We start from the raw sequence: 19,165 nt of genomic DNA on the forward strand, positions 1-19,165 counted from the left end.
CGCCACCGACCAGACCGACCCGACCTCGATCGCCGCATAACATCAGACCGGATCACGCGATGGCCGTCTCCTACACCACCAGCGCGGACGCGACCTCAAAGACAACCCGCTCATGCCACCGAGCTACCTCCGATTGCGTGGAGGTCGCCTGCGGAGCACCACTGCGATGGCGCTGATCGCTGCCAGCGCGATTGCGCTGATCGCCGAGATCGCCACCGGGGCGACCGACCCCATGTCGGCGCTGATCTTCACCAAGTAGACCAGCGCCCCGATGGACATGATCACGACCGACATGAGCGCCGCGATCAGGACAGTCTCGGTGCTGGTAGTGCCCCTGCTCTGGTGCGGCTCCGCACTTCTCGTTACGGTAGTCACCGGGTCTTCGTTCTCCTCGTGTAATCGTCCTTGCCTCGGACATTGGTTAACGCGACTGCCACGGCGGCCCCGGGGCTCCTACCCCCGGGTGCCCGCCTTGATCTCGGGCCTGCCGCTCAGCCGCTCACGTTCGCCGTACCTAGCGGCCGGCTACTCCGTAACCGACACTCTTCGCCATGCCGCAGGCCCTTCGCACTCCACCACCCCTGTTGCTATACGTCGCTGCCGCCGATTACACAAGGTAGTGGCGACGGAGGGCGAACGACTGAGCCCAGCTTTTCGCTCGCCTCGTCAAGCCTCATATGTCAACCGAAGCGGCTGACACGGTTCTACGCATCGTGACGATCAAGGTACGAAGCTTTACAAATTCTTACAGCGCCTCGATCCTGTAAGGACGATGGAAGAACACCTTGCGGTTGATCCCGAACCACCTCCCGGCGATGCCCTTAGCGCACTAAGGCATAGCATCGAACGCTTACATATACACAATGGCGCACCAAGCACCCGAACTATCTCTAATCGGACAGGGAAAGCCGTTAGCCACACCACTGTTCATGGCGTGTTGCGGTGTACGAAGCTCCCGACGTGGGGCCAACTTGAACTAGTCGTTGAGCAACTTAATGGAAACATTGAAGATTTTCGTCCGCTCTGGATTGCGGCCCGAAATGAGCAGCAAGGATCGACCGAGCCGAAGGAGCCACCCCTTGTTGGCATTCGACCAGGATCATCAAAGCCTGACGCTGAAGACTCGATAGACAGCAGGCCGCAGCCGCCCGAGCAGACGACTGAGTCCATATCAGATCTCTTCGTTGAATTTCTTGACAACTTGGAGAAGGTCAGCACCCCATCCTTTACCCGGGTTCCCACCGGGTTCACCGACCTCGACATACTTCTGGGCGCTGGGATATCGCCCGGCCAGTTCGTAGTGATTACAGGCCGTCCCGCCATTGGGAAGTCAACATTCGCGCTCGACATTTGCCGCTCCGCCACCACACGCCGCGGATTGCCCGCCCTGTTAATGTCTTTCCGACTCACCAAAACAGAAGTCTTGCGGCGCTTCGTCTCAGCCGAGACCCGCATTGCACTGCATGTCCTTCGCGCCGCGATGCTCTCCGACGAGGACTGGGATAAACTTGCTCGCGGGCTCCAAGAAATCGGCGAAGCACCGCTCTTCATCAACGACGGATACGCTCCTTCCATTGCCACCGTCACGAGAGAAGTAAGGCGCGTGGTCGCAGATTATGACGTCAAACTTGTGGTTATAGATAGCATCCAGCAGTTGATGAGCCATCAAGAAGACGACCTGCGGCGACGAGAACTCCGTGAGATGTCGAGGGCTTTCAAGCTTCTCGCCCTGGAGCTGCATGTGCCGATCGTCGCCGTAAGCGGGGTTGGCCATGGCGTGGACGATCGGGCGTCTGGCCCACCCGAACTGGACGAGCTAGGCGGAATCGACGAAGAAGCGGATGTAGTAATTGCGGTTCACCGGCCCGATTACTACGACCTCATGTCACCCAGGGCGGGAGAGGTAGATCTGATCGTATGCAAGCACCGAGAGGGACCTACCGATACCATCACAGTTGCTGGCCAGCTTCATCTCTCACGATTCGTGGATTTGGCTTGGCCAAGCCCTCACCTCGGTCCCGACGAGTCCGATCAGGAAACGCATTCTGATTCAGAACCCGAGCCTGAAGCGGGTATGCCCTTCTAGCGCCGGAGCAATTTCGCCATCCCCGTCTGCCGTCGACCCGCCCTACTGGGGAGCGGGCCGGGCCCGCCACGTCAAGCGGACCTTGACGCACAGTCGGACGCTGGGGGGTCGGGCGGTGGTCTGCTCGGCTGGCCCGGGTCGGTGGCAGGCGGGATGGCCCGCGCACTCACCCACGGACCGCAACGCGCCGACGGGGTTGCAACCATCTCGGAGCCCGAGCGCCCCCGCCGGAGGCGCAGTAACCGCAGCCCCGCAACCGCCGCCAGCTCGCCGACGCGGCCGGCGTGCGCTCCCCTACGCCGCGCGGGCTCGTGGCCGCGCGGCCCGGCCGGCTGCCGGCCCACCACCCCATCGGTCAACGGCCTGTCGTTCTGCGGCGGCCCCTTGGGCTTCCCGCTCTCCGCGCCAGACGCCGGGCGTGTTGCGTGGCCGGAGTCGGAGCGCCAGCGGAGCGACGGACGCGCGCCCAGGCGGCGGCGCGTGCGGCCCGTTCAGGGCCGCCTTGACGCGATGCGTCAGGCGCTCGGCAAGCTCGATGGACGGCTGTCATAGACCCTATTGCTGTCAGCGTTGCTGTCACCGCCCCGAGGAATGATCTTCTCGGGGCGGTTTTCACTGCTGGTGGGTGGTGGGCGCGGCAGGTTTCGAACCTGCGACCCCTCGCTTGTAAGGCGAGTGCTCTCCCACTGAGCTACGCGCCCGGAACGCCCGTACGGCGGGCCGGAGCGGCCAGCTTACCTGCCCGCCTCCGGCCCCGCGCAACGACGTGCCTGGGGTGTGGGACTCAGGCGGCGACGGCCTCGGCCAGCGCCTTGCGCCAGCCCTGCTGGTCGCGCGCCTCGCCGGGCATGTTCATCTCGGCGAACCGGACCACGCCGGCCTTGTCGATGACGAAGGTGCCCCGGTTGGCGATGCCGGCGACGTCGTTGAAGACGCCGTACGCCTGCGCCACCGCGCCGTGCGGCCAGAAGTCGGACAGCAGCGGGAACTGGTAGCCCTCCCGGTCGGCCCAGATCCTGTGGGCGTACACGGAGTCGACGCTGACGGTCAGCACCTGGACGTCGTCGTTGACGTACTCGTTGAGGTTGTCCCGCACCTCGCACAGCTCGCCCTGGCAGATGCCGGTGAAGGCGAGCGGGTAGAAGACCAGCAGCACGGTCTTGCGACCGCGGAGGTCGGAGAGCCGGACCTCCTGGTTGTTCTGGTCCTTGAGCAGGAAGTCGGGCGCCTCGGCGCCAACCTCGATGGGCATGCGTGCTCCCTCGGGATCGGGTCTGGAGATGATCAGCCTGCCACACCCGGCGACCGCGGCCGCCGGGTGTGCGGCGCCGCCCTACTTCTTGCTCTTGGACCCGCGACGCATGACGAGGCGGGCCCCGCTCCAGTCGCGGCCGGCGTTGATGGTGGAGGTCTGCTGGAGCCCGGCGGTCTGCGCGCTCTCCGCGACCTCGCTCGGCTCGACGTGACCGTCGCGGCCGGCCTTCGGGGTCAGGAGCCAGACCACGCCGTTGTCCGCGAGCGGCCCGAGGGCGTCGACGAGGAGCTCGAACAGGTCACCGTCGCCGTCGCGGTGCCAGACCAGAACCGCGTCGACCACCTCGTCGGTGTCCTCGTCGACGAGTTCCCCACAGCGGTCGGTCAGGGCGTCCCGGAGATCGGTGTCGACGTCGTCGTCGTAGCCCATCTCCATGACGACCATGCCCGGCTCGATACCGAACCGGTCCGCCAGGCTGCGTACCCCGTCGGCCTGGCCAGCGGTCGCGCTCACTGTCGAGTGCCTCCTCATCTATCCCTGCTCGTGGCGTCGGGTGACACCGTCGGGCTCAGTCCACACAGTTGCGGCTCGCCGCGCAAGTGGCGCACCGGGTGGAACGGAATTTACCGTGCCAGCAGCGTACGGGCACCCTGGGTGATGGCTTCCGCGGAGACCAGAACCTGACGGGCAGCCGGACCTAATGGTACAAACGAGTCAAGTGCGGCTACGCGGCGTGCAGCGCCCACGTACCCGGTGTCGACGAGCGCGGACAGGACGCCCTCGCCCACCCCGCCGGTTCGCCGCGTCTCGTCCACCACCAGCACCCGGCCGGTCGCCGAGGACTCCCTGATGATGTCGGCCACCGGCAGCGGGGCCAGCCAGCGCAGGTCCACCACCCGGCTGCCCACGCCCTCCTCGGCGAGCGTGGCGGCGGCGCGCAGCGACATCCGCACCCCGTTACCGAACGTGATGATGGTGAGGTCCTCGGCGGAGCCGATCCCGTAGACGCGGGCCCGCCCGATCGGCACGTGCCGGTCCGCCCAGGCGCCCGGCTCGGCGTACTCGGTGGTCCACTCGTCGTCACCGTCCGTGTACAGGTCACGCACGTGGTAGAGCGCGATCGGCTCCACGAACACGCAGACGCTGCCGTCCACCCGGGCCGCCGCCAGGCAGGTCCGCAGCATCGGCGCGGCGTCGTCCGGCCGGGCCGGCACGGCCACCACCAGCCCCGGTACGTCCCGCAACGCCCCCAGCGAGTCGTCGTTGCGGTCGTGGCCGCCGAGTCCTTCCGGGCTCGCCAGGCCGGGCACCCGCACCACCATCGGGTTGCGGAACGCGCCCCGGGACAGGAACCGCATGGTGGCCGCCTCGCCGCGGAGCTGGTCCTCGGCGCCGTGCAGCAGGGTCAGGTGGCGGATCTCGGGCACCGGCAGCAGACCGGCCAGCCCGGCGCCGAGCCCGAGCCCGAGGATCGAGGTCGCGTCCGGCAGCGTGTCGAACACGCGCGCCGCCCCGAACCGGTCCCGCAGCCCCTCGGTCACGCCGTACACCCCGCCCTGTGCGGCCACGTCGTGGCCGAAAACCGCCGTCCCGGGGTGGTCGAGCATGCCGTCGGCGAGCGCGGCGTTGATGCTCTGCGCCAGCGTCAGCGGGCCGGTCAGCTCCGGCGGCTTGCCGCCGAACGCCTCCGCCCGCGCTCCCGCGCCCGGCCCGGCCGCGTGCGCCGCCGCCTCGGCGACCGCGCGGGACACCCGCACCGGCCGGCGCGGCGCCAGCTCCCGCACGATCTCGACCGGGGAGGCGAGCTTCGGCTCGTCCAGCACCTCCTCGGCGACGCGGCGCAGTTGCCAGCCCCGCTCGTCGTAGCGGGCCAGCAGTTCCTCGCCACTGGCGTACCCGGAGGTCACCAGCAGCCGCGCGGTGGCCAGCAGCGGGTCGCGGGCCGCGTCGCCGTCACCCTGCTCCATCAGGCGGACCGTGCTCAGGTGCAGCACGGCGGGCCGGCGCTGGCGGCGTACCCACTCCGCCGCTTCCGCCGCGACCCGGTAGGTCGCGGCCACGTCCGTGCCGTCGGCGGCGAAGTACCTGATGCCGGGCCGGGCCCGCAGCGTGGCGGCCACCCAGCCCTCGGCGGAGGCGCCGCCGTCGGCGCAGACGAACAGCACCGGGATGCGCAGGCCGGTGTGGTCGTACCAGCCGGTCGTGTTCAGCGCGGCCGTGGCCGCGGCGTGGTCGGCCGCGCCGTCGTCGAAGGCGCAGACCACCACGGCGTCGGCCGGCCAGGGCGCCGCCTCGGCCTCGCCGTCGGCGGGCCGCGCGCCGCGGCGCAGCCGCTCCAGCGCCAGCCCCAGGCCGACGGCGCGCGGCAGGTGCGAACCGGCGGCCGAGGTGGTCGGCACGACCGCCAGGTCGGCGCGGCCGAAGACCTTCGCCCGCCCGCCGGCCGCGGGCTCCTCGGCGGAGGCGACGATGCCGCGCAGCACGTCGCGCGCCGCCGCCGCGAACGCGTCGTCGGGCGCGGGCTGCGGCAGATCGGGTACGACGACAGTCGCGTCCCCGTCCGCGTCCACGACGATCCCGGCGCCCACGGGGAGGCTCCCCGCCTCCGTCTCCCCCGCGCCCGGCCCGTCGAGATCTTGGTAGGAAACGGCCCCCGGAGGGGCGCTTTCGCTCCAAGATCTTCCCGGTTCCGGGGTGGTGGGTGGGGCGTCGGCGCCGGTCGCGGGCGGCAGGTCCGGCGGGGCTGCGGGGAAGGCGCCGGCGGCCTGGGCGGCGCGCAGGCAGTAGAACGCGCCGGAGCGGGCGTGCAGCAGCGCGGGATCGGTCGGCCGCAGCGCGGCTGCCACCGCGGCGTCGCCCTCGTGACCGGCCGACTCGACAGTGAAGTACCCCTCACCGAAGCCCGACAGCCACCGCCCGGCCAGGTCGAGCAGCCGGCTGGTCAGCTGCGCGTCGAACAGGGCCAACGCCTGCGCCCCGGTCAACGCACCGCCGTCGGGCAGCGGTTCGCCCAGGTCGCGCCGCTGGTCAGGCGCCCCGAGCGCGGCCAGTTCGGCTCGGAGCCGGTCGTCGAGATCGTGCGGGGTGGTCACGCGGACAGCATTACCGACTCGGGCCCGCCTCGCCCACTCGGACACGTTCCGCCCGGCGTGGCTCAGACCTGGCCACACTCCTGCGGGCAGCCTCCGTCGGAGACCTTGAGCACCAGGTCCCGCAGTGTGGCCAGTTCGTCGGTGCTCAGGGCGTCGAGGAGTCGGGAGTCCGACATCACCTGGCGGACCCGGTCGCGTACCTGCCGCCCCCGCCCGGTGACCACGAGCGCCTTCTGCCGCCGGTCGGCCGGGTCGGTACGCCGTTCCACCAGCCCGGCCTGCTCCAGCTTGTCGGCCAGGCCGGTGATGTTGGACCTGTCGCAGCCGAGCTGCTCGGCGAGGTCACGGGCCGGGAGCGGGCGGTCCGGGTCCAGCTCGTGCAGCGCCCGGGCGACCGCCGGGGTGAGGCCCAGTGCCGCGATCCCCTCGTCCTGGTGGTGCCGCAACGCGGCGGCGACGTGCAGGATCCGGCGCACGGTCTCCCCGGCCAGGTCCGCCCGGTCACGGACGGTGGGAACGGTGGATTGCGCCATCCGATCATCGTATGGGCGAGTCGATCTTCGATCAGCCGAACGGTCAGGCACCTCCTGCAACCGATTGCCGATCATGAAGCGCTGTTCGGCGGAAATTCCCGGCCGGTCGTCCGCCCTTCACCTGACGGCCATCGACGTCCGTGAGGCTGCCGGGAGTCGACGAACCGGACTCCGGGGAGGAAAACCGTGGCTCTGTCCCGACGTACCATCCTGCTCAGCGGCGCGGCGCTCGGCGCCGCCGGCGCGGCAGCCGGCCTGCCGGTCGCGGCCGCCGCGTCGCCCGGCCCGCTGCGCCGCGACCCGTTCACGCTCGGCGTGGCCTCCGGCGACCCGGACCACGAGGGCTTCGTGCTCTGGACCCGGCTGGCGCCGGAGCCGCTTGCCGAGGACGGCCTGGGCGGCATGCCGTCGCGGGTCGTGCCGGTGTCCTGGGAGGTGGCCGCCGACGAGCGCTTCCGGCACGTGGTGCGCCGCGGCGTACGGCTGGCCCGGCCGGAGTCCGCGCACAGCGTGCACGTCGAACTGGACGGCCTGCTGCCCGGACGGGAGTACTTCTACCGGTTCCGGGCCGAACGCTGGGCGTCCCCGGCCGGGCGCACCCGCACCGCCCCGGCGCCGTGGTCGATGCCCTCCGCGCTCGCCATGGGCTTCGCCTCCTGCTCGCAGTACGAGCACGGCTACTTCACCGCGTACCGGCGGCTGGCCGAGACCGAGCCGGAGCTGATCCTGCACCTCGGCGACTACCAGTACGAGTACGCCAAGGACACGTACAACGTCCCCGGCGGCAACCCGCGCGACCACGAGGGCCCGGAGACCCGGACGCTGGCGAACTACCGGCAGCGGCACGCCCAGTACAAGACCGACACCGACCTCCAGGCGGCGCACGCGGTCGCGCCCTGGGTGGTGGTCTTCGACGACCACGAGGTGGAGAACAACTGGGCCGACGAGGTGCCCGAGGCGCCCGACCCGGAGTTCCCCGCACGGCGGGCGGCGGCGTTCCAGGCGTACTACGAGAACATGCCGCTGCGCCGCACCTCGATCCCGCGCGGCATCGACATGCAGCTCTACCGGCGGGTGCGCTGGGGACGGCTGGCCACCTTCCACATGCTCGACACCCGGCAGTACCGGGACGACCAGGCGTGCGGCGACGGCTACAAGAGCTGCGCCGAGGCGTCCGACCCGGCCCGCTCGATCACCGGCGCCGCGCAGGAGGCGTGGCTGCTGGACGGCTTCCGCCGCTCCGAGGCCCGCTGGGACCTGCTCGGCCAGCAGGTGTTCTTCGCCCAGCGGGACAACAACTCCGGTCCGCTGACGGTGACGAGCATGGACGCCTGGGACGGGTACGTCGCATCCCGGGACCGGATCACCCGGGGCTGGACGGCCGCCGGGGTGCGCAACCCGGTGGTGCTCACCGGCGACGTGCACGCGCACTGGGCCAGCGACCTGAAGCTGGACTACGCCGACCCGACCTCGCGCACCGTCGGCAGCGAGCTGGTCTGCTCGTCGATCACCTCGACCGGGGACGGCGCCGACTCGCCGACCGGCTCGCACCCGTGGCTGGCGTTCAACCCGCACCTGCGCTTCCAGAACAACCTTCGGGGGTACGTCCGCACCACTATCACCCCGACCGAGCTGACCGCCGACTTCGACGTGCTGCCGTACGTGAGCCGGCCGGACGCGCCCGCGTACACCCGGGCCACGTTCGTGATCGAGGACCGCGTACCCGGGCTGAACCTGACCCACGACCGGCCGCCGGCCGCGGCGCGCACCGCCGCGCCCGGCGTCGACCAGGGCCGGCAGACGGTGGAGGCGGAGACGGTCCGCCCGTGACGGCGCGGCCGGGCCGGGCGTCGCACGCCCGGCCCGGCCGGTCAGCCGGCCAGGAACGAGAAGCGCACCTGACGGTCGGGATTGTCGCCGTTGGTGTCGACCAGGCAGATCGACTGCCAGGTGCCGAGCTGGAGCCGCCCGCCGAGCACCGGCAGCGTCGCGTACGGCGGCACGAACGCCGGCAGCACGTGGTCGCGGCCGTGCCCGGGCGAGCCGTGCCGGTGCCGCCACCTGTCGTCGGTGGGGAGCAGGTCGTCGAGCGCCCGGAGCAGGTCGTCGTCGGAGCCGGCACCGGTCTCGATGATCGCCAGCCCGGCGGTGGCGTGCGGGACGAAGACGTGCAGCAGGCCGTCGCCGGCCCCGGACACGAACCGCTCGGCCTCGCTCGTGATGTCCCGGACGGTCGGCCGGGAGCCGGTCCGGACGGTGATCACCTCACTGCGCATACGGCGCATTCTGCCGCAGTGCCCGGTTCACCGCCCCGCCCGCCGATAGCGCATCCGGTGATAGCGCAAAGTTACTGATGGGTACCTGTGTTCAGCGTCGCGTCTGGGGGTGGGAGAGGTGACGGCACACGCCACCAGGGGGCAGGATGGCGCTAGAGACCTATCCCACACGAAACCGAGGGAACGCCTGTGGCTACGGAACGCAAGCGCCCGGTGATCACCGCTGGTCTGCCGAGCCAGCTTCCGGACATCGACCCTGAAGAGACCAGCGAATGGGTCGAGTCACTCGACGGTGTCATCGACGAGCGCGGGACAAAGCGAGCCCGGTACGTCATGCTGCGCCTGCTGGAGCGGGCCCGCGAGCGGCAGGTCGGGGTGCCGTCACTGACCACCACCGACTACATCAACACGATCCCGCCGGAGCGCGAACCGTGGTTCCCGGGTGACGAGCACGTCGAGCGGCGGCTGCGGGCGTACATCAGGTGGAACGCCGCGATGCTGGTGCACCGGGCGCAGCGCCCGGAGATCGGCGTCGGTGGGCACATCTCCACGTTCGCCAGCTCGGCGTCCCTCTACGAGGTGGGCTTCAACCACTTCTTCCGGGGCAAGAACCACCCGGGCGGCGGTGACCAGATCTTCTACCAGGGTCACGCCTCCCCCGGCATGTACGCGCGGGCGTTCCTGGAGGGCCGGCTCAGCGAGAGCCAGCTCGACGGCTTCCGGCAGGAGCTGTCGCACCCCGGCGGCGGGCTGCCGTCGTACCCGCACCCGCGACTGATGCCGGACTTCTGGGAGTTCCCCACCGTCTCGATGGGCCTCGGCCCGCTGAACGCGATCTACCAGGCGCGGTTCAACCGCTACCTGCACCACCGCGGCATCAAGGACACCTCCCAGCAGCACGTCTGGGCGTTCCTCGGCGACGGTGAGATGGACGAGGTCGAGTCGCTCGGCGCGATCGGCGTGGCCGCCCGCGAGGAGCTGGACAACCTCACCTTCGTGATCAACTGCAACCTCCAGCGCCTGGACGGACCGGTCCGCGGCAACGGCAAGGTCATGCAGGAGCTGGAGGCGTTCTTCCGGGGCGCCGGCTGGAACGTCATCAAGGTGGTCTGGGGCCGCGAGTGGGATCCGCTGCTCGCCGCGGACACCGACGGCGCGCTGGTCAACCTGATGAACACCACGCCCGACGGTGACTACCAGACCTACAAGGCGGAGTCCGGTTCGTACGTGCGGGAGCACTTCTTCGGCCGCGACCCGCGGACCCGCAAGATGGTCGAGCACCTGTCCGACGACGAGATCTGGAACCTCAAGCGGGGTGGCCACGACTACCGCAAGCTCTACGCGGCCTACAAGGCGGCGATGGAGCACACCGGCCAGCCGACGGTGATCCTCGCCAAGACGATCAAGGGCTGGACGCTCGGCTCGCACTTCGAGGGCCGCAACGCCACCCACCAGATGAAGAAGCTGACGCTGGAGGACCTGAAGCTCTTCCGCGACCGCCTCTATCTGGACATCCCGGACAAGCAGCTGGAGGAGAACCCGTACCTCCCGCCGTACTACACCCCGGGCGAGAAGTCCGACGAGATCGCGTACCTGAAGGACCGGCGTCAGCAGCTCGGCGGCTACCTGCCCACGCGCAGCACCGCGCGCAAGACGCTGGCCATCCCGGGCACCGAGCGGTTCTCCGACGTCAAGCGCGGGTCGGGCAAGCAGAAGGTCGCCACCACGATGGCGTTCGTCCGCCTGCTCAAGGACATCATGAAGGACAAGGAGTTCGGCAAGCGCTGGGTGCCGATCATCCCGGACGAGGCCCGTACCTTCGGTATGGACTCGCTGTTCCCGACCCAGAAGATCTACTCGCCGCACGGCCAGCGCTACACCTCGGTGGACCGGGAGCTGTTCCTGTCCTACAAGGAGTCGACCACCGGCCAGATCCTGCACGAGGGGATCAACGAGGCCGGTTCGGTGGCCTCGTTCACCGCCGCGGGCACGGCGTACGCCACCCACGGCGAGCCGATGATCCCGCTGTACATCTTCTACTCGATGTTCGGCTTCCAGCGCACGGGCGACGGGTTCTGGGCGGCGGCGGACCAGATGGCGCGGGGCTTCGTGCTCGGCGCGACAGCCGGCCGGACCACGCTCAACGGTGAGGGCCTCCAGCACGAGGACGGCCACTCGCTGCTGCTCGCCGCCACCAACCCGGCGGTGGTCTCCTACGACGCGGCGTTCGCCTTCGAGCTGGCGCACATCGTGGAGAACGGCCTGCACCGGATGTACGGCGAGGCGCAGGAGAACATCTTCTACTACCTCACCATCTACAACGAGCCGATCTTCCAGCCGGCCGAGCCGGAGGGCGTGGACGTCGAGGGCATCCTCAAGGGCATCCACCGCTACTCCCCCGCGCCGCAGGTCGGTGACGACGCGCCGAAGGCGAACATCCTCGCCTCCGGCACCGGCATGCAGTGGGCGCTCAAGGCCCAGCAGCTGCTCGCCGAGGACTGGGGCGTGTCCGCCGACGTGTGGTCGGTGACGTCCTGGACCGAGCTGCGCCGCGACGCGGTGGAGTGCGAGGAGCACAACCTGCTCAACCCGGGCGAGGAGCCACGCGTGCCGTACATCGCGCGGAAGCTGGCCGACGCCGACGGGCCGAAGGTCGCTGTGAGCGACTGGATGCGCGCGGTGCCGGACCTGATCGCGCGCTGGGTACCCGGGGACTACACCTCGCTCGGCACCGACGGCTTCGGCATGTCGGACACCCGGCACGCGCTGCGCCGCCACTTCCACGTGGACGCCGAGTCGGTGGCGGTCGCGACGCTGCGCCAGCTCGCGCTGCGCGGCGTGGTGCCGGCGCACGTGCCGGCCGACGCGGCCCGCAAGTACGCGCTGGACGACGTCAACGCCGCCCCGGTCGGCGAGACCGGCGGCGACAGCTGAAAGGAAGGGCCCCTTCTTAACGCCTCCGGTAGAGGAGGGGCCCCTTTTTAACACCTCGGGCACAGACGACGACGGCCCGGCGTCCCTGGCGGGAACGCCGGGCCGTCACCATCGCGGGCGACGCCGGGACGGGCTCGGTCAGCCGACGGCGGCCAGGTCGGTCAGCCGGGCCAGCGAGTCCTCCAGGTCGGCGCCGACCCGGCGCAGGCCGAGCCGGAGCAGGGCCGCCTTGACGGGTCCGGCGGGCCACCGCACGACGATCAGGCGTACGACGGTGCCGCCACCCTCCTCGTCCGGGGTCAGCTGGACGTAGATCTCGGTGCGCGCCTCGGCCCGGGCGCCGGCGCCCTTCGCGCGTTCGCGCCAGCCGATCAGGGTCGGCTCCTGGAAGGCGATCACCTCGGCCTCGTGCGCGGCGCCGCGTCCGGCCTGGACCAGCTGCCGCCGCCCGAATCCCTCCCCGGACAGGACCTCGGCCGCGCGGACTCCCGCCAGCCAGGCCGGCAGCTGCTCGGCGCGCTGCACGACGTCCCAGACCACATCCACCGGCGCCGCCACGTGCGCGCTTCGTTCCACGAGGATCATGAGTATCTTTCCCCCACTTAAATCACATCCGCGATATTTGGCACTCTATGTGTAAATCGGACTTAAGCGGACGGGTTCGGAAAAGACACGCCGAACTCCCTTGCGTCACCCAGTCATCTCGGCCTATGGCGCGTCGGTCCGCAGAGCCCTAGAGTCGCGAGCACGCTTCACGTTCCTGGAGGGTGACTTGACGACCGCGCCGATGCCCGAGTTCCCCGCCGGCTTCCGCTGGGGGGTCTCCACCTCCGCGTACCAGATCGAGGGTGCGACCACAGTCGACGGGCGTGGTCCGTCCATCTGGGACACGTTCGCCCACTCCCCCGGCCGGATCGCCGACGGCAGCACCGGCGACCAGGCGTGCGACCACTACCACAGGTACGCCGAGGACACCGCGCTGCTGGCCGGGCTGGGGGTGTCCGCGTACCGGTTCTCGATCGCCTGGCCCCGGATCCAGCCGGCGGGCACCGGCCCGGCGAACGCCGCGGGGCTGGACTTCTACGACCGGCTGGTGGACGGACTGCTCGCCGCCGGTGTGGACCCGGTCGCCACGCTGTTCCACTGGGACCTGCCGCAGGCGCTGGAGGACGCCGGCGGCTGGCTCAACCGGGACACCGCCGCCCGCTTCGCCGAGTACGCCGACCTGACCGCGGCCCGCCTCGGCGACCGGGTGAAGCTCTGGATCACGCTCAACGAGCCGTTCATCCACATGAGCCTCGGCCACGGCATGGGCGAGCACGCGCCGGGCCGCACGCTGCTGTTCGACGCCTTCCCGGTGGCCCACCACCAGCTCCTCGGGCACGGTCTCGCGGTCGCCGCGCTGCGCGCCCGCAGCACGTCCCCGGTGGCGATCGCCAACAACTACTCCCCGGTGCGCCTGGCTGGCGACACCGACGCGGACCGGGCCGCCGCCGCGGCGTACGACGCGCTGCACAACCGCCTGTTCACCGATCCGCTGCTCGGACGCGGCTACCCGGACGCGCTCGGCCCCGACCCCGCAGTGGTACGCGACGGCGACCTGGACGTGATCGCCGCCCCGATCGACGTCCTCGGCGTCAACTACTACAACCCGACCGGCATCCGGGCACCGGAAGCGGGCTCGCCGCTGCCGTTCGAGATCGTGCCGCTGGACGGCTACCCGCGTACCGCGTTCGACTGGCCGGTGGCCCCGGACGGCCTGCGCGAGCTGCTGCTCCTCCTGCACGAGCGGTACGGCGACGCGCTGCCGCCGATCCAGGTCACCGAGAGCGGCTGCGCGTACGACGACGCGCCGGACGCCGACGGCCGGGTGCACGACCCGGAGCGGATCGCGTACCTGGACGGGCACATCCGCGCGGTGCGCGAGGCGATGGCCGGGGGCGTGCCGGTGACCGGGTACTTCGTCTGGTCGCTGCTGGACAACTGGGAGTGGGCCGAGGGCTTCACCAAGCGGTTCGGCCTGGTGCATGTCGACTTCGACACCCAGCGGCGGACGCCGAAGTCGTCGTACACCTGGTTCCGGGATCTGGTCCGGCGGTGACCACTGTGAACCCGACGCCGGCCTCGCTGCCGGCGGCGCTCGCGGAGCCGACCGTCCCGGTACGGCGGAGCTGGATCGCGCTGATCTTCGCGGCCAACCTGGGCGTCTGGATGGCGTTCTTCACCCCGATCCAGGTGCTGCTGCCGCAGCAGGTGGAACGGATCGCCCCGGCCGACAAGGAGGCCATGCTGGCGCTGGTCACCGGCATCGGCGCACTCGCCGCGGTGCTGGCGAACCCGCTCGCCGGGGCGCTGTCCGACCGCACCTCGCTGCGGCTGGCCAACCGCCACTTCGGCCGCCGCCACGTCTGGACCGCGCTCGGCGCGGTCATCGGCGCGCTCGCCCTGGTGCTGCTGGCCCGGCAGAACACCATCGCCGGGGTGGCGGTGGCCTGGGTCGCAGCGCAGGTCTGCTTCAACGCGATGCTGGCCAGCCTCACCGCCGCGATCCCGGACCGGGTGCCGGTGGCGCAGCGCGGCGGCGTGTCCGGCTGGGTGGGCATCCCGCAGGCGCTGGGTCTGGTGCTCGGCGCGGTGCTGGTCACCGCCGTGGTCACCGGAAACGCCGCCGGGTACGCGGCGATCGCGCTCGCCGTGCTGCTGCTGTCGCTGCCGTTCGCGCTGCTGACCCAGGACGACCACCTGCCCCGGGAGCACCGCTCACCGCTGCGGCTGCGCTCGCTGTTCGCCTCGATGTGGATCAGCCCGCGCCGCCACCCCGACTTCGCCTGGGCGTGGTTCACCCGGTTCCTGGTGCAGACCGGCAACGCGCTGGGCACGCTCTACCTGCTCTACTTCCTCACCGACGGGGTACGGGTGGCCGACCCCGAGGGCTCCCTGCTGGTGCTGATCCTGCTCTACACGCTGGGCATGATGCTCACCGCGGTGGTCGCCGGGCGCATGTCCGACCGCTCCGGCCGGCGCAAGGTCTTCGTGATCACCTCCGGGCTGATCATGGCGGTGGCGGCGGTGCTGCTGGCGGCGGCTCCCACCTGGCCGATGGCGATCGTCGCGGCGCTGCTGCTCGGCGCGGGCTACGGCGTCTACCTGTCGGTGGACGCGGCCCTGATCACCCAGGTGCTGCCCGCCGCGACCGACCGGGCCAAGGACCTCGGCGTGATCAACATCGCCAACTCGGCGCCGCAGGTGCTCGGGCCGGCGCTGTCCGCGCCGATCGTCGTGCACCTCGGCGGCTACCCGACGCTGTACGCGGTCACCGCGGTGGTCACCCTGCTCGGCAGCGCCCTGGTCGTGAAGATCCGCTCCGTGCCGTGACGCCCGCCGGCCGCGCGTGTCAGCGCGTGTTGGCGAGTGTTAAGAAGGGGCCCCTTCACCTCCGGAGACGTTAAGAAGGGGCCCTTCCTTAACCCCTCGCGGCCCGCCGTAGGCTGGGGGGCGTGACGGTACGTGTACGCTTCGCCCCTTCCCCGACCGGTATGTTCCACGTCGGCGGCGCCCGTTCGGCGCTGCAGAACTGGATCTTCGCCAAGCAGCAGGGCGGGGTGTTCGTGCTGCGCATCGAGGACACCGACGCGGCACGTAACCGGCCCGAGTGGACCGAGGGCATCCTGTCCGCGCTCGACTGGATCGGCATCGCCCGGGGCAGCTACGAGGGCCCGTACTTCCAGTCCTCGTACGCGGGCGAGCACCGGGCCGCCGCGCAGCGGCTGTACGAGGGCGGCCGGGCCTACTACTGCGACTGCACCCGCGAGGACGTGCAGGCGCGTACCGGCCCGCAGCAGCGCGGCTACGACGGCTTCTGCCGGGACCGCGGCCTGGAGCCGGGCGAGGGACGGGCACTGCGTTTCCGGACGCCGGACGAGGGCGAGACAGTGGTGGTCGACCTGGTCCGCGGCGAGCCGACGTTCGAGAACAAGCTGATCGAGGACTTCGTCATCGCCCGTGGCGACGGCTCCCCGGTGTTCCTGCTGGCGAACGTGGTCGACGACATGAGCATGGGCATCACCCACGTGATCCGGGCCGAGGAGCACCTGCCGAACACCCCGAAGCAGCAGCTGCTGTGGGACGCGCTCGGCGTCAAGCCGCCGATCTGGGCGCACGTGCCGGTGGTGGTGAACGAGAAGCGGCAGAAGCTGTCCAAGCGGCGGGACAAGGTCGCGCTGGAGGCGTACCGGGACGAGGGCTACCTCGCCGACGCGATGCGCAACTACCTGATGCTGCTGGGCTGGGCGCCGTCGGGCGACCGGGAGATCGTGCCCTGGTCGGTGATCGAGGAGGAGTTCCGGCTGGACGAGGTGAACCCGTCCCCGGCGTTCTTCGACGAGAAGAAGCTGCGCGCGTTCAACGGCGACTACATCCGGGCGCTGCCGGTGGAGGACTTCGTCGAGGCGTGCCGGCCGTGGCTCACCGGCACCGAGACCATCGCCCCGCCGCCGTGGCAGCCCGACGAGTTCGACCCGGCCGCGTTCGCGGCGGTGGTCCCGCTGGCGCAGACCCGGATCGCGGTGCTCAGCGAGATCGTGCCGAACGTCGACTTCCTGTTCCTGGCCGACCCGCTGATCGACGAGGCGGCATGGGCCAAGGCGATGAAGGAGGGCGCCGCCGACCTGCTGGACGCGGCGATCGTGGCGTTCGAGGCGCTGGAGTCCTGGGACGCCGAGTCGCTGAAGGCCACGCTGGAGGCGGTCGGCGCGGAGCGTGGGCTGAAGCTGGGCAAGGCGCAGGCGCCGGTACGCGTCGCGGTCACCGGGCGCACCGTCGGCCTGCCGCTGTTCGAGTCGCTGGAGGTGCTCGGCCGCGACCGTACGCTGACCCGGCTGCGCGCCGCCCGCGTACGCCTGGTCTGAGCCGCGGCACGGCGCCCGTTCCCGACGCTCGGGCGTGTCGTGGCCAGAAAGCGGTTCCTCTATTGGCCTATATGCCTCTGAGTCATAATTATGACTCAGAGGCATATAGGTTTTCGGCGATCATTGCGCCGGCAGTGTCACGCAGAGTGGTCCCGCGTACTGGCCACGATCACCGGCGGGTGGCCCGGCGGCGCAGCAGCAGCCCGCCGCCCAGCACCGCGAGCACCACCACCGTGCCGGCCGCCCACAGCCAGCCCGTACCCCCGTCATCGTCCGCCCCGGCGGCGGCCGGGGTGGGGCTCGGCACCGCGCTGGTGGGCAGAGCGGCGGAAGTGGCGGGGGCGGCGCCGGTGGGCAGCACCGTCGCCGACGGCGACTCGGCCGGGGTGCCGGTGGTCAGGGTGAACCGGACCTCCCCCTTGATCGGGTGGCCGTCGTCGGAGGCCAGCCGGTAGGTCACGATGTAGAGGCCGGCCGCGCCCGGCCGGAACGGCACGATCACGCGCTTGCCGGAGAACGTCGGCGCGCCGCCGGTAGCGGCCACGTTGTCCGGGCCGGTGACTGTGACCTCGGTCGTCGCCTCCTTCGGCGTGGCGAGGAACCGCAGCTCGATCCGCTCCGGTGCGGCGGCCAGCCGGGCCCCGTCGCGCGGATCACTGCCGGTCAGCGAGTTGTGCGCGGCGGCGGGCGCGGCCGGCAGCAGCGCGAACGCCGCGACCACCCCGAGCACCACCGCCCAGGTACGCGCCACACGGGCGACCCTGCCCCCCATGGTTCCCTCCGTCCGGGTAGGATCCGGCCGATGATCATCGACCGCTCATTGGTCGGTCTCAGCTCGCAGATAGTTCCAAATACTCTTCCACCAGCTGCAACCGAGCGCCGTTCTGCGGAGTCTTTGTGGTGGACACCGGTCCAGTGTGACCTGCAGCGGAAGCCAGCCATCGAACGGGGCGAGGAGGCGGCGATGATCCGAAGGGTGAAACGGCTGCTGGTCGCCGTGACCGGGAGCGTGGCGGCCCTGGCGTGCACGCTGGCCCTGACCGGCACCGCGGCGGCCCAGGCGGCGCCCAAGCCGAAGCCGGCCCCCACCGGTGTCGACATCAGCGGCGAGCGGCTCGACGCGCCGCTGAAACTGCGCGCCGACACCAGCCCGAACGAGGTCAACCTGGTGATCGACCAGGTCAAGTGGCTGGGCACGACCGGCCAGCTGCGCGGCCCGGCCGCGAAGGATCTCGGTCCGAAGTACACGGTGGTGGTGCTCGCCGCCGCCGGCCCGCAGCGCACCTACGACCTGTTCCCGCTGGCCAAGGGCGGTCCCCGGATCTACCGGCCGGGCAAGCAGCCGGACCTGAGCAGCACCCGGGCCGGCTGGTTCTTCGGGCGGCTCAACATGCCCGAGACGCTGCGCTCGGTCGGCGTGCCGATGCCGGCGCAGTTCGACACGCTCGCCGGAGGCGTCGGCGGCGGCGAGCGGGTGCTTCCGGAGGAGGCACTCGACCCGGTGCAGAACATCGACACCGCGCTCGGCGAGCTCCAGCGGCTGCTGCTGCTCAACGTGGGCATCGTGCTCGTCATCACCGCCGGGCTGGCCGGCATCGCGCTGCTGGTCCGCCGCCGCACCCGCTGAGCCCGGCCGCACCCGGTCAGCCCGGCCGCACCCGGTCAGCCCGGCAGGCGGCGCGTCAGCACCAGCGGCGCGGCGGGCGCTCCCGGCGTGTGGTGCGGTTGCGCGGGCGTACCGCGCCGTGACGGTGGGCTCCCGCCCAGCCCGACAGGTCGCTGCGGCAGCTCCGGTCGGCCGGCTCGTCGTCGGTCAGGTGCGCCGGCTCCGCCGCCCGCTGCCGGGGCACGCCCGGCTCGTCCTCGGCACGCTCCGGCACCCGGCCGGCCGGCTGCTCCCCCTGGTGGTTCAGGCACGGCCGGCGCGGGTGCGTGGCAGTCGCCGGCTGGTCGTGACCCCGCCGGCAGGCCTCACCCTGGGCGCAACCGTGCTCGGCCTCCCCCTGCGCCATCCCCGGCCCCCTCACGCGTCGCCCTCGCCCGCCCGGCCGGAGTCTGGCCCGGCGTGCCCTGACACCGTAC

At 71.0% G+C, this 19,165-nt stretch carries 15 protein-coding genes and 1 tRNA gene; 7 read left to right on the top strand and 9 right to left on the bottom strand.

From position 1 onward, the window contains the following. Positions 1 to 934 precede the first annotated feature (934 nt). Positions 935 to 2,086, top strand: coding sequence for a replicative DNA helicase (locus FB455_RS21235; protein WP_186466428.1), 1,152 nt, complete (start codon positions 935 to 937; stop codon positions 2,084 to 2,086). Between the two features lie 626 nt (positions 2,087 to 2,712). On the opposite strand, the gene FB455_RS21240 is transcribed toward FB455_RS21235, so the two are convergent. From FB455_RS21240 to FB455_RS21260, 5 genes are all read right to left on the bottom strand, one after another. After that, positions 2,713 to 2,787, bottom strand: a tRNA-Val gene (locus FB455_RS21240). An 83-nt stretch (positions 2,788 to 2,870) separates the two neighbouring features. Next, complete coding sequence (locus tag FB455_RS21245) at positions 2,871 to 3,338, bottom strand: peroxiredoxin (RefSeq protein ID WP_145754751.1); 468 nt, start codon at positions 3,336 to 3,338, stop codon at positions 2,871 to 2,873. 81 nt (positions 3,339 to 3,419) lie between these two features. Beyond that, positions 3,420 to 3,854 (bottom strand): DUF3052 domain-containing protein, encoded by a 435-nt coding sequence (locus FB455_RS21250; protein ID WP_013287823.1) that lies wholly within the window; start codon positions 3,852 to 3,854, stop codon positions 3,420 to 3,422. Between the two features lie 110 nt (positions 3,855 to 3,964). Further along, positions 3,965 to 6,433 (bottom strand): transketolase C-terminal domain-containing protein, encoded by a 2,469-nt coding sequence (locus FB455_RS21255; RefSeq protein WP_486481562.1) that lies wholly within the window; start codon positions 6,431 to 6,433, stop codon positions 3,965 to 3,967. Positions 6,434 to 6,495: 62 nt separating this feature from the next. Further along, a complete protein-coding gene (locus FB455_RS21260) occupies positions 6,496 to 6,966 on the bottom strand; it encodes a MarR family winged helix-turn-helix transcriptional regulator (RefSeq protein WP_145754756.1) in 471 nt (156 codons plus the stop codon). Positions 6,967 to 7,152: 186 nt separating this feature from the next. Here FB455_RS21260 and FB455_RS21265 point away from each other — a divergent pair, with 186 nt between their 5' ends. Next, positions 7,153 to 8,796, top strand: a complete 1,644-nt coding sequence (locus FB455_RS21265; RefSeq protein WP_071098160.1) for an alkaline phosphatase D family protein — start codon at positions 7,153 to 7,155, stop codon at positions 8,794 to 8,796. A gap of 41 nt (positions 8,797 to 8,837) precedes the next feature. Here the strand turns inward: FB455_RS21265 and FB455_RS21270 are convergent, their stop codons facing one another. After that, positions 8,838 to 9,242: a secondary thiamine-phosphate synthase enzyme YjbQ gene (locus tag FB455_RS21270; protein ID WP_030271630.1), complete on the bottom strand. Its 405-nt coding sequence runs from the start codon at positions 9,240 to 9,242 to the stop codon at positions 8,838 to 8,840. 189 nt (positions 9,243 to 9,431) lie between these two features. Between FB455_RS21270 and aceE the strand changes: the two genes are divergently transcribed. Next, entirely contained in the window at positions 9,432 to 12,176 is a 2,745-nt protein-coding gene (aceE, locus tag FB455_RS21275) for a pyruvate dehydrogenase (acetyl-transferring), homodimeric type (protein ID WP_013287828.1), read from the top strand. Positions 12,177 to 12,314: 138 nt separating this feature from the next. Here aceE and FB455_RS21280 read toward each other — a convergent pair whose 3' ends face one another. After that, a complete protein-coding gene (locus FB455_RS21280) occupies positions 12,315 to 12,761 on the bottom strand; it encodes an SRPBCC family protein (protein ID WP_013287829.1) in 447 nt (148 codons plus the stop codon). Between the two features lie 202 nt (positions 12,762 to 12,963). Here FB455_RS21280 and FB455_RS21285 point away from each other — a divergent pair, with 202 nt between their 5' ends. The 3 genes from FB455_RS21285 to gltX all read left to right on the top strand — a co-directional run bounded on the left by FB455_RS21285 (position 12,964) and on the right by gltX (position 17,083). Further along, positions 12,964 to 14,277, top strand: coding sequence for a GH1 family beta-glucosidase (locus FB455_RS21285; protein ID WP_145754918.1), 1,314 nt, complete (start codon positions 12,964 to 12,966; stop codon positions 14,275 to 14,277). Then, complete coding sequence (locus FB455_RS21290) at positions 14,274 to 15,551, top strand: MFS transporter (RefSeq protein ID WP_145754759.1); 1,278 nt, start codon at positions 14,274 to 14,276, stop codon at positions 15,549 to 15,551. Before FB455_RS21285 ends, FB455_RS21290 begins: the two co-directional genes overlap by 4 nt. 122 nt (positions 15,552 to 15,673) lie before the next feature. Beyond that, the gene (gltX, locus tag FB455_RS21295; protein ID WP_145754762.1) at positions 15,674 to 17,083 is read left to right on the top strand and encodes a glutamate--tRNA ligase; all 1,410 of its coding nucleotides are present in this window, start codon (positions 15,674 to 15,676) and stop codon (positions 17,081 to 17,083) included. A gap of 169 nt (positions 17,084 to 17,252) precedes the next feature. Here the strand turns inward: gltX and FB455_RS21300 are convergent, their stop codons facing one another. Beyond that, positions 17,253 to 17,855, bottom strand: coding sequence for a copper resistance CopC family protein (locus FB455_RS21300; protein WP_145754764.1), 603 nt, complete (start codon positions 17,853 to 17,855; stop codon positions 17,253 to 17,255). 192 nt (positions 17,856 to 18,047) lie between these two features. Between FB455_RS21300 and FB455_RS21305 the strand changes: the two genes are divergently transcribed. Next, complete coding sequence (locus FB455_RS21305; RefSeq protein WP_013287834.1) at positions 18,048 to 18,710, top strand: hypothetical protein; 663 nt, start codon at positions 18,048 to 18,050, stop codon at positions 18,708 to 18,710. Between the two features lie 55 nt (positions 18,711 to 18,765). Here FB455_RS21305 and FB455_RS21310 read toward each other — a convergent pair whose 3' ends face one another. Further along, positions 18,766 to 19,095: a hypothetical protein gene (locus tag FB455_RS21310; RefSeq protein ID WP_145754767.1), complete on the bottom strand. Its 330-nt coding sequence runs from the start codon at positions 19,093 to 19,095 to the stop codon at positions 18,766 to 18,768. Positions 19,096 to 19,165: the final 70 nt, after the last annotated feature.

The organism is Micromonospora sp. CNZ296 (genome assembly GCF_007827635.1).

Coding starts and splice junctions, on each gene's coding strand:
- FB455_RS21245 (WP_145754751.1), bottom strand. CDS start 3,338: ATGCCCATCGAGGTTGGCGCCGAGGCGCCCGACTTCCTGCTCAAGGAC.
- FB455_RS21260 (WP_145754756.1), bottom strand. CDS start 6,966: ATGGCGCAATCCACCGTTCCCACCGTCCGTGACCGGGCGGACCTGGCC.
- FB455_RS21270 (WP_030271630.1), bottom strand. CDS start 9,242: ATGCGCAGTGAGGTGATCACCGTCCGGACCGGCTCCCGGCCGACCGTC.
- FB455_RS21280 (WP_013287829.1), bottom strand. CDS start 12,761: ATGATCCTCGTGGAACGAAGCGCGCACGTGGCGGCGCCGGTGGATGTG.
- FB455_RS21285 (WP_145754918.1), top strand. CDS start 12,964: ATGCCCGAGTTCCCCGCCGGCTTCCGCTGGGGGGTCTCCACCTCCGCG.
- FB455_RS21300 (WP_145754764.1), bottom strand. CDS start 17,855: ATGGGGGGCAGGGTCGCCCGTGTGGCGCGTACCTGGGCGGTGGTGCTC.
- FB455_RS21305 (WP_013287834.1), top strand. CDS start 18,048: ATGATCCGAAGGGTGAAACGGCTGCTGGTCGCCGTGACCGGGAGCGTG.
- FB455_RS21310 (WP_145754767.1), bottom strand. CDS start 19,095: ATGGCGCAGGGGGAGGCCGAGCACGGTTGCGCCCAGGGTGAGGCCTGC.